The 9,102-nt window shown below is 70.0% G+C and carries 7 protein-coding genes and 2 pseudogenes; 7 read left to right on the top strand and 2 right to left on the bottom strand.

From position 1 onward, the window contains the following. Window positions 1-144 precede the first annotated feature (144 nt). The 4 genes and pseudogenes from ACFV1W_RS25190 to ACFV1W_RS25175 form a co-directional block, all read left to right on the top strand. Window positions 145-555, top strand: a complete 411-nt coding sequence (locus ACFV1W_RS25190; RefSeq protein ID WP_380419493.1) for a VOC family protein — start codon at window positions 145-147, stop codon at window positions 553-555. Window positions 556-645: 90 nt separating this feature from the next. Beyond that, on the top strand, window positions 646-828 hold the full coding sequence (locus tag ACFV1W_RS25185; protein WP_380419492.1) for a hypothetical protein: 183 nt from the start codon (window positions 646-648) through the stop codon (window positions 826-828). Between the two features lie 207 nt (window positions 829-1,035). Continuing rightward, window positions 1,036-1,422 (top strand): hypothetical protein, encoded by a 387-nt coding sequence (locus tag ACFV1W_RS25180; protein WP_380419491.1) that lies wholly within the window; start codon window positions 1,036-1,038, stop codon window positions 1,420-1,422. Window positions 1,423-1,458: 36 nt separating this feature from the next. Next, window positions 1,459-2,532, top strand: a pseudogene (locus ACFV1W_RS25175) (IS256 family transposase); the annotation flags it as partial. A gap of 218 nt (window positions 2,533-2,750) precedes the next feature. Here the strand turns inward: ACFV1W_RS25175 and ACFV1W_RS25170 are convergent. Beyond that, window positions 2,751-3,434, bottom strand: a complete 684-nt coding sequence (locus tag ACFV1W_RS25170) for a TetR/AcrR family transcriptional regulator (RefSeq protein WP_380419490.1) — start codon at window positions 3,432-3,434, stop codon at window positions 2,751-2,753. A 160-nt stretch (window positions 3,435-3,594) separates the two neighbouring features. On the opposite strand from ACFV1W_RS25170, the gene ACFV1W_RS25165 reads away from it, so the two are divergent. After that, window positions 3,595-4,947 (top strand): serine hydrolase domain-containing protein, encoded by a 1,353-nt coding sequence (locus ACFV1W_RS25165; RefSeq protein ID WP_380419489.1) that lies wholly within the window; start codon window positions 3,595-3,597, stop codon window positions 4,945-4,947. Window positions 4,948-5,213: 266 nt separating this feature from the next. Here the strand turns inward: ACFV1W_RS25165 and ACFV1W_RS25160 are convergent, their stop codons facing one another. Next, on the bottom strand, window positions 5,214-5,585 hold the full coding sequence (locus ACFV1W_RS25160) for an SMI1/KNR4 family protein (RefSeq protein WP_380419488.1): 372 nt from the start codon (window positions 5,583-5,585) through the stop codon (window positions 5,214-5,216). Window positions 5,586-6,114: 529 nt separating this feature from the next. On the opposite strand from ACFV1W_RS25160, the gene ACFV1W_RS25155 reads away from it, so the two are divergent. Together ACFV1W_RS25155 and ACFV1W_RS25150 are read left to right on the top strand one after the other, a co-directional pair. Then, entirely contained in the window at window positions 6,115-8,880 is a 2,766-nt protein-coding gene (locus ACFV1W_RS25155) for a M4 family metallopeptidase (protein ID WP_380419487.1), read from the top strand. 23 nt (window positions 8,881-8,903) lie between these two features. Next, window positions 8,904-9,098: pseudogene (locus ACFV1W_RS25150) on the top strand (IS982 family transposase); the annotation flags it as partial. Window positions 9,099-9,102: the final 4 nt, after the last annotated feature.

Here is a 9,102-nt window from a genome sequence, read left to right as displayed (position 1 = left end):
CGGGGAGATAACTGGCCGCCGTTGGGGAAGACTCCGTGGCCGCCAGCGGGGAGAACTCATGGCCGCCTACGGGGAGACCTTCAAGGCCGTTGACAAGTGCGACAGGACAGCGGCGGTGGTGTGAGCTTGTGACAAGATCGCGGGATGCTGCGACTCACCGATTTCATTATCGACTGCCCGGACACGATGAAGCTGGCTGCTTTCTACTCCGAGGTGACGGACCGTCCGCTCAAGGAAGGCAGCTCCGAGGACTGGGCTGGCATCCAGTTCGGCGAGATCGAGCTGGCATTCATCCGGGTGGACGACTACCGCGCTCCGCAGTGGCCCGACAGCGAGCACCCCAAGCAGTTCCACCTCGACTTCGAAGTGGACGAGATCGAGTCCGAGCAGCGCCGCGTCCTCGACCTCGGCGCGACGCTAAGGCAGGACTTCATCGGCCCCAACGGCTACGGCTGGCAGGTCTACACCGACCCGATCGGCCACCCCTTCTGCCTGTGCCGCAACAAGGGCGTCATCTGGACCGACCAGGGCCCGATCTGGCCCAAGCGCGACTAGTTAGATTCCGGTCATGGAGGACAGCGACATCACGATCAAGCTCGCCCCCGACGAGGCCTGGTCCTCTCGGGCCGGCTGGAGCGAGTACAGATGACGGATCTCAGCCGTCTGGTCGTCGATCCGGCAGCCTGGGCCCCGATCCACAAGATCGTGGGAACACTGGACAATGCGCTCCCTGGAAACTTCGCCGCCGACTACGCCGTACGTCTGGAAGCGGCCCGGCACCGTCTCCGGACGGCCACGGGCAGCCTTACCGAAGAGCGAGACGGCTGAGCTGCCCTCGCCCACCACCAGCGTTTCCGTGAAAGCCATGTCGTTTGAGAACACCGGCCTGCGGCGTTCTCAAACGACATGGCAACCCAGCAGGTCAGCGGCCCACGATCTGTCAGCTTCAGTGCGACAGGACACGTGACACGCTAGTTGGGACTTGGTCACGGCTGTTGGAACCGGAGCGCCGAGGCGTGGGAAACCATCGAGGCAGTGACTGGGGAACTGCCGGCGGAGTACAAGCAGTTCGTGGCCGCCTACGGCCCTGGTGTGGTCGGGGACTTCCTGTCGGTGCTGCATCCGCAGGCGTCCGAGTACACCATGATCGATCTGATGAACATGAGGGGGCCCCTGTACCAGGCCCTGGTGCCGAACAGGATCCCGTACGACCTCTATCCCCGTGAGCGCGGGATGGTGCTGTGGGCCAACACCGAGGAGGGCGACGCCTGCTTTCTGATCCCCAGAGCGGACGGCTCCTGGGGGATCGGAGTCTGGTTCCGGCAGTGGGCTGGAGCAATGCTCAGGACTTGTGGATCGGCTCCCCGGGAGCGCGCGAAGGGCGTACCTTCCCGGGTGATTGATCGACCAGTCACCGAGTAGACCCGCGTTCGCAGCGCGGGCTGGGAAGGCATGCCCGTGCTCAGCATAGTGAACGCCGACGGCTCGACCGACACCGGCTCCCTGATCGACGAGATCGTCCGCGAAGGCGCCCGGCGGATGCCCGCCGCCGCCCTGGAGGCCGAAGTCAACCAGTACATAGCCGAGTTGGCTGCGGAGACCGACAAGCGTGGCCGCCGCCTGGAGGTCCGCAACGGCCACCACCGGCCCCGCACCGTGGCCACCGCGGCCGGACCGGTCGAGGTCACCGCGCCCCGGGCCAACGACCGGCGCGTGGACGAGGCCATCGGCGAGCGGATGCGGTTCTCCTCGAAGATCCTGGCGCCATGGTGCCGCAAGTCGCCCAAGGTCAGCGAGGTGCTGCCGCTGCTCTACCTGCACGGGCTGTCCAGCGGCGACTTCGTGCCCGCGCTCGAGCAGTTCCTCGGCTCCTCGGCCGGGCTGTCGCCGGCCACCGTGACCCGGCTAACCAAGCGGTGGAGCGACGGTTACGCCGCCTTCCAGGCGCGCGACCTCGCGGACAGCGACTTCGTCTACGTGTGGGCCGACGGGGTGCACCCCAAGGTCCGCCTCGGCCAGGTCCACTCGTGCGTCCTGGTCCTTCGCGGAGTGCGCCTGGACGGCACCAAGGAGCTGATCGCCCTGGCCGAGGGGCTGCGCGAGTCCACGGAGTCGTGGGCCGACCTGCTGCGCGACTGCCGCAGGCGCGGCATGCGCGATCCCGAACTCGTCGTCGGCGACGGCGCGATGGGCCTGTGGAATGCCCTGGCCGAGGTGTTCCCCGCCGCACGGCATCAGCGCTGCTGGGTCCACAAGGCCCGAAATGTCACGAATACCCTGCCGAAGTCCGCACAGCCGGGCGCGACGAAGGCGATGCAGGAGATCTGCAACGCCGAGGACCGCGCCCACGCCGAGAAGGCGATCGAGGCGTTCGCGAAGACCTACGGCGCCAAGTGGCCCAAGGCCGTCGCGAAGACCGCCGATGACCAGGAGGAACTGCTGGCTTTCTACGACTTCCCGGCCGAGCACTGGATCCACTTGCGGACCACGAATCCCATCGAGTCGACCTTCTCCACCGTCAAGCTCCGCACCGCCGAGCACCTGCGTTTCGCTGCCTACCTTCGCGAGTTCGTGCAGGTCACCGGCGCTGAGGAGACGGCTCTGGTTCAAGAAGGTCCTCACCGATCCAGACCGGACCATGGCCCAGTCCGCTGTGCTGCGGCACCTGGACCGCAGGGCCACCGCCCTCCGCCTCGGCCCCGCCTTCGAACCGTGGGCCGGGCGTACCTTCCCGGATCATCATGTGATGGTCACCGAGTAGGCCCACGTTGCAGCGTCTCCAGCCCGTCGAGGATGGCCTGGAGGCCGATCTGGAAAGTGTTGTCGGGCGCCGCGCCGTAGTCGGCGCTGTGGGTGTCCAGGCGGGCGCGCAGCCGGGGGAATTGTGCGGCGATCTCGCGAGCCTCGGCCTGGGTGTCGCCGATGGCCTGTTCGGCGTCACCGCTACCTTCGCGCCGCAGTTTGCGGGTGAGTGAGGCGGTTGCGGCTGGGCCGAGGGCGTTGCCGAGGACGAAGGTGAAGACGGCGGCCGCGGCCTGGTCGGCTGCGGGGCCGGCGAATCCTGCGGTTTCGTAGATGGCGAGGAGGTGGTCGTCGTGGCGGGCCTTGCCGGGGCCGAACATGAGGAGGGAGCCAAAGGCCTGCAGCAGCCACGGGTGGTGGGTGAGCATCGTGTACAGGTCGCTGGCCATGATGGTGGCCGCCGTGCGCCAGCCGACCTCGTCGGGGTCGGGCAGCGCGATTTCGTGCCACAGCTGGTCGCCGGCGAGTGCGATGAGGTTGTCCTTGCTGCCCACGTGCCAGTAGACCGCGGTGGCCGCCGAGCCCAGCCGCTGGCCTAGTGCCCGCATGCTCAGGCCCTCCAGCCCTTCGGCGTCCAGCAGGGTGATGGCGGCAGTGAGGATCTGTTCGCGGGTCAGTGTGTTGCGGGGCATGGATTCACCATAGCCCGCGACTTGCACGCCGTTCAAGAAACTCCTTGCACTGTGTTCAAGTCGTTCGCTAGCCTCCACTTGAACACAGTGCAAGTCGCCGCGACGCCCGATGGGCCGCTCGGCGCCGTGCGCGAACCACACCGATCGAGGGGGAATCGAGATGTCACACGATGCGCTGGCGGAGTTCGTCGAGGAGAAGGCCAAGGAGCTCGGCATCCCGGGTGCGGCGGTGGGAGTCCGGGTGGACGGACGGGAGCTGACGGTCTGCCACGGCGTGACGAGCATCGACAACCCGCTGCCCGTCGACCGGGACACGCTGTTCGTGCTGGGCTCGGTCACCAAGACCTACACGGCGACGGCGATCATGCGCCTGGTCGAGCAGGGGCGGGTCGAGCTGGAGGCGCCGGTGCGCCGCTACGTTCCAGAACTCCGGCTCCCCGATGAGGACGCGGCCGCGCAGATCACCATCCTGAACCTGCTCAACCACACCGCCGGGCTGGACACCCGGATGGTCTTCGACAGCGGAGACGGAGACGACGCGCTGGCCCGCGAGGTGACCAAGATGGCCGAGGTGGCGCTGATCGGCCCGGTCGGCGGCCGCGCCTCCTACAGCCAGCTCGGCTACAACCTGCTTGGCCGGGTCGTCGAGAACGTCACCGGCCAGACCTACGAGGCCGCTGTCGCCTCACTCGTCCTGGAACAGGCCGGCATGACCGACAGCGTCTTCACCGCCGGACAGGCCATCACCCGCCGGTTCGCCGTGGGCCACAACCTCAGCGAAGGGGCGCTCAAGGTCGCCCGGACTTGGAAGGACACGCGCGGCAACAACCCGGGCGGCGGCCTGGTGTCCTCGGTCTCCGACCAGTTGCGCTGGGCCCGGTTCCACCTCGACGGCGGTGACCTGGCGAGGCGCATGCAGGAACCGACGGTGGAGCTGCACGGCTCCACGCTCGGCGACGCCATCGGCCTCGGCTGGTTCCTGCGCGACGTGGACGGCGTGCGCACCGTCGGGCACGGCGGATCGACCAACGGCCAGTTCGCCAACCTGCTGCTGGTTCCGGAGCGGGACTTCGCCGTCGTGGCGGCGTCCAACGCCGGGCCCGACAACGGGCTGGAGTTCAACCAGGCCGTGCTCCACTGGGCGCTCGAACACTACCTCGGCGTGGTCGAGCGGGACCCCGAGCCGCTCCCGTACGACCCGCAGCGCGCACAGGAGATCACCGGGCACTACGAGAACGAATTCATGACGCTGATCATCGACACCGACGGTGACACGATGACGGTCGAATGCCGGATCAAGCCGGAAATCCGCGCGGCGTCCGACAGGGAACTGCCGGCGGACCTGCCGCCGGCCGGCCTCGGCCTGCTCCCCGGAAGCGGCGACGAGTACATCGTCACCGGCGGCGGCCTAATCGGCCAGCGCGGTTTCCTCACCCGCGACGCCGACGGCGCCATCATCGGAGCCGACATGGCCGGACGGCTCTTCAACCGGGTCCCGACACCCGCCGAGTGACACCCGAGAAACCCCGGAAAGCGCCGCAGGCGAGGCCGGTGACAGCCTCGCCCAGTCCACAACATTTGACAACTACTCAGTGGGCTGACTGGGAGGAGTAGACCAGGATGTACCCACCTGGCTGGTCGACCAGGTGGGGGGCGTCAGGAAGATCCCTGGCCTGCCGCTTCATGTGCGTGGCGGCTTCGCCTTCGAGGACTGACCCGCCATTTCCCGCAGACGAGGCCACTCGGAGCGACGCGGTGCCTACGGGTTGATCTTCCCGGTCAGCCACCATCAAGGTACTTCGCCAGCCCAGGTGCCACCCAGGTGCGACTGTCGTTCTCGTTGTCCCATACGAAGACATCGGGATGGCGGGTGTTCGGGACGAGCGCGAACTGGTCACCGCTGCCAGCATCCCCGATGAAGAGCAGGCAATCGAACGGCATATACAGCGTTGCCAGGTCGGCATCGCCCCGGAGGGCCAGGTTGTCGGTGACGATGCGTTCGATTGACCAGATCAGTTCGAGGCGGTATTCGCCCTCGACTCCATTGCTCTCCCGCAGCAGCGCGGTGAGCTCGTTCGGCAGATGGTGGCCAAGGAGGCGTGCGGCCTCCCGAAGCGTGGCCTCGGGTGCCGCCGGGAGTAGATTCGTCATGCCGGGCGCTCTGTGATCAAGTCGCTCCACACCCTTGAATCATGCCTCAGGCAAGGATCCAGGTTGCGGGGCGGGTCTCCGGGAATGGACCGGCCGCGGCTCGTAGAGGCCGGAGTGAGTGGCCTCTTGGAGGTAGTCGGCCGGTCCGCAGGGTCGGCGAGGACGGTGTACTGCACCCCCGCCGACCGCTACCTGGAGCGCCTCAACCTCGTCTTCGACGGTGGCATCGCCGACGGCCGCCCCGCCGGCGCCCGCTTCGTCCCCGTCCGTGAGCTGGGCGGGGGCCATGGCCCCCGCCCAGGCCGCCCATGTCGCCGAGGCCCTCGCCGGCCGTGCCCTCCCGTTCCTCATCCACGGGCAGAGAGCCGCCTGAGGGCCAGGGCTCCCGGAGTTCCCGATAGGTAGTTGTTCGACATATGCCGGGAGATGGCTTATGTTCGTGACGTGGCCCCTGCACACCGTCAGCCGACCGGCGACGGGCAGGGCGCCACCGCCGATTCCCGTGTTCCCGTTCCGTGAGAGGAGCGCAGTGCACCGTCACGCCCGCACGCCCAAGGCCCTCGGCGCCGGCATAGCCGCCGCCCTGAGCCTGGCCGCCCTGGCCGCCCCGACCGCCGCCGCCGACACCGCGCCCGCGCAGGCCGCCGGCGACCCCGTCCCCGGCGTGGTCGCCGGGCAGGACACCGCCGCCCCGCAGCTGGTCACCGGCCTGAGCGATCCCGCCCCCGGCGACCCGGCCGCTGCCGCCCGCGCCCACCTGGCCGCCCACCGCGACCGCTACCGGGTCGACCCCGCCCAGCTCGCCGAAGCCGGCACCGAGAGCGGCCCCGACGGACGGCGCACCGTCAGGTTCCAGCAGAACGAGGGCGGCGTCCCCGTACTCGGCGCCCAGTACCTCGTCCACCTCGCCGGCGACGGCGCGGCCCAGCATGTCGAGGCGGTCGGCGGCAAGTTCTTCACCGGCCTCGCCGCCCCCACCGAGCCCACCGTCGCGGACGAGCTGCTGCGCACGGCCGCGCTCGGCGCGCTGCCGGACGCCGCCCGCGCCAAGGCCACCGCCGATGACGCCGGCCTGGTGATCCTGCCCGACGGCGCCGGGAAGCTGACCCGCCACTACACCGTCCGCGGCGCCGGCGCCGACGGCACCCCGCTGACCCGTGACGTCTACGTGGATGCCACCGCCGGCGTCGTCGTCCTCGCCCACGATGCCCGCACCCCCTCCGCGGCCGCCGCCCGCCCCGAGGCCGTCGCGCCCTCCGCGGCCGCCCCTGACCCGGCCCCGGCCACCGTCACCCCCGCCACCGGCACCGCCCCCGACGTCCACGGCAGGAGCGTGAGCGTCAACATCTCCCGCCAGGCGGACGGCAGTTACCAGCTCACCGACCTCACCCGTCCCGTCGCGATCACCACCTACGACGCGGCCGGCCGCGACGTCGGCGACTTCGACCGCATCCCCGCCGACGCCCACCCCGCGAGCTCCCCGACCCCCGACTTCCCCGCTGCCACCGGCACCGACGGCGCCACCGACGCACACGTCAACGCCGGTGTCGTCTACGACTTCTACCGCGACCGCCTGGGCCGTCTGGGCCTGGACGGCAAGAACAGCCCGATCGTCTCCGTCACCGGAGTCACCGCCGGCGGACGCGCCTTCCCCAACGCCTACTGGGACGGCAGCAAGATGATCTACGGCGGCGGCGACGACAAGTACTTCCCGTTCGCCGCCGCCCTCGACGTCTCCGCCCACGAGATGACCCACGGCGTCATCACCAACAGTGCCAACTTCGCCTACCTCGGCCAGTCCGGCGCCATGGACGAGGCGCTCGCCGACTACTTCGGCAACGCCATCGAGGTCACCACCCGCGGCATCGCGATGGACGACCCCAGGGCCGCGCTGCTGGGCGAGGGCCTGTGCCGCACCGGCACCCCGCAGGCCTGCGCCACCCGCCACCTGGACGACCACCACACCACCGTCGACGACTACGTCGGCGCCTCCCTGAGCACCGACAGCGGCGGCGTGCACCTCAACTCCACCATCTTCGGCGGGGCCCTGTGGGACATCCGGCGCACCCTGGACCCGCTGGTCGCCGACCGCGTGATCTACCGCGCGCTCACCGAGTACATGACCCCGCTCGACGACTTCGTCGCCGGCCGCAACGCCGTCCTGGCCGCTGGCCGCGCCAGTGGCCTGACCCGCGCCCAGCTGCGCACCGTCGCCGCCGCGTTCGACGCCCACGGCATCAAGGCCGGCTGGCAGCGCAAGCTCGGCCTGGACAGCCGCGTCCTGCTCAGTGGCATCACCAACAACATGGCCGCCCCGGTGGTCGCCGACGGTCACTGGGTGATGCTCGCCAACACCGACGCCACCCGCAAGAGCACCGCCCTGTACACCGGCGCCGTCACCGGCAGCGCCACCCCGGTGCGACTGAGCCCCGACGACGGCCGCTACCACAGCTGGGCGGCCACCGACGGCACGAACGCGGTGTGGAAGGCCGTCGGCAAGGACGCCCAGGGTGTCTTCGGCTACGAGCTGCTGAGCGCGCCACTGACCGGCGCCGGCCCGGTGCGCAGCATCTACCACGACGCCCGGCAGGAGCCGCAGAACATCCGCACGGCCGGCGGCGACATCGTCTACACGCTCCGGGACTTCACCACCGACACCACCCGCATCCACGTCGTCCACGGCGACGGCTCCCCGGAGACGGTGATCCCGCTGCCCGCCGGTCACGGCGTGGGCGGCCTCGACCTGAACGGCGGCGTCCTCGCCTGGACCGAGAGCTGGATGTCCGGCCAGGACTACGTCAACGCGCCGACCGCGTACTCGCTCGCCGAGGGCAAGGTCACCGCCCAGTACGTGCCCGCCGACCCGAAGAACCTGGCCGACGCCGTCCACCTGGCCGGCGGCCGCATGCTGTGGGTCCAGACCCCGCCCACCGGGCGCGCCACGATCCGCTCCGGCGCCCTGGACGGCTCGGGCATCACCGACCTCCTGCCGGCCGACCCCACCGCCCCCGAGCCGTACCAGCTCACCGTCTCCGAGCGCGCGGTCACCTACGTCTCGCGCACCGGGCGGGTCCACGACGACTGGACCAACGCCCAGACCGCCAAGCTGTGGCAGCTCCCGCTCACCGGCGGCGCCCCCGAGCGCGTCTCCTGCGACCGAGGCTCCCAGGACTCGCCCGTCGCCGATCACGGCACCCGCGTCGTGTGGCTGGATGCCACCGCCGGACGCACCGATCTCGTCACCCGCGAGCGCACCGCCGGCGCTCAGTGCGCCGGCGAGTCCGCGCCCCGGTAACCCGCGGGCACCCCGTCGGCGAAGAGCTGCGGCAGGTCATCGAGTCGACCAACGAGACGTTCATGCGGCAGCTCGACCTGGAGCGCCACCGCGCCCGCACTCCTGGTGGGGTGATGGTCCGCGTGCTCCAGAGGATCCTTGCGATGACCGCCGCCATCTGGCACAACCACCACACCGGCCAGCCCGTCCTGCGCTCACTGACCGCCTTCGATCACTGACTGC

This window comes from Kitasatospora sp. NPDC059648 (assembly GCF_042734825.1).
GTDB lineage: Bacteria > Actinomycetota > Actinomycetes > Streptomycetales > Streptomycetaceae > Kitasatospora.
This window is presented reverse-complemented; position numbering and strand designations above follow the sequence as displayed.

Coding starts and splice junctions, on each gene's coding strand:
- ACFV1W_RS25190 (WP_380419493.1), top strand. CDS start 145: ATGCTGCGACTCACCGATTTCATTATCGACTGCCCGGACACGATGAAG.
- ACFV1W_RS25185 (WP_380419492.1), top strand. CDS start 646: ATGACGGATCTCAGCCGTCTGGTCGTCGATCCGGCAGCCTGGGCCCCG.
- ACFV1W_RS25170 (WP_380419490.1), bottom strand. CDS start 3,434: ATGCCCCGCAACACACTGACCCGCGAACAGATCCTCACTGCCGCCATC.
- ACFV1W_RS25165 (WP_380419489.1), top strand. CDS start 3,595: ATGTCACACGATGCGCTGGCGGAGTTCGTCGAGGAGAAGGCCAAGGAG.
- ACFV1W_RS25160 (WP_380419488.1), bottom strand. CDS start 5,585: ATGACGAATCTACTCCCGGCGGCACCCGAGGCCACGCTTCGGGAGGCC.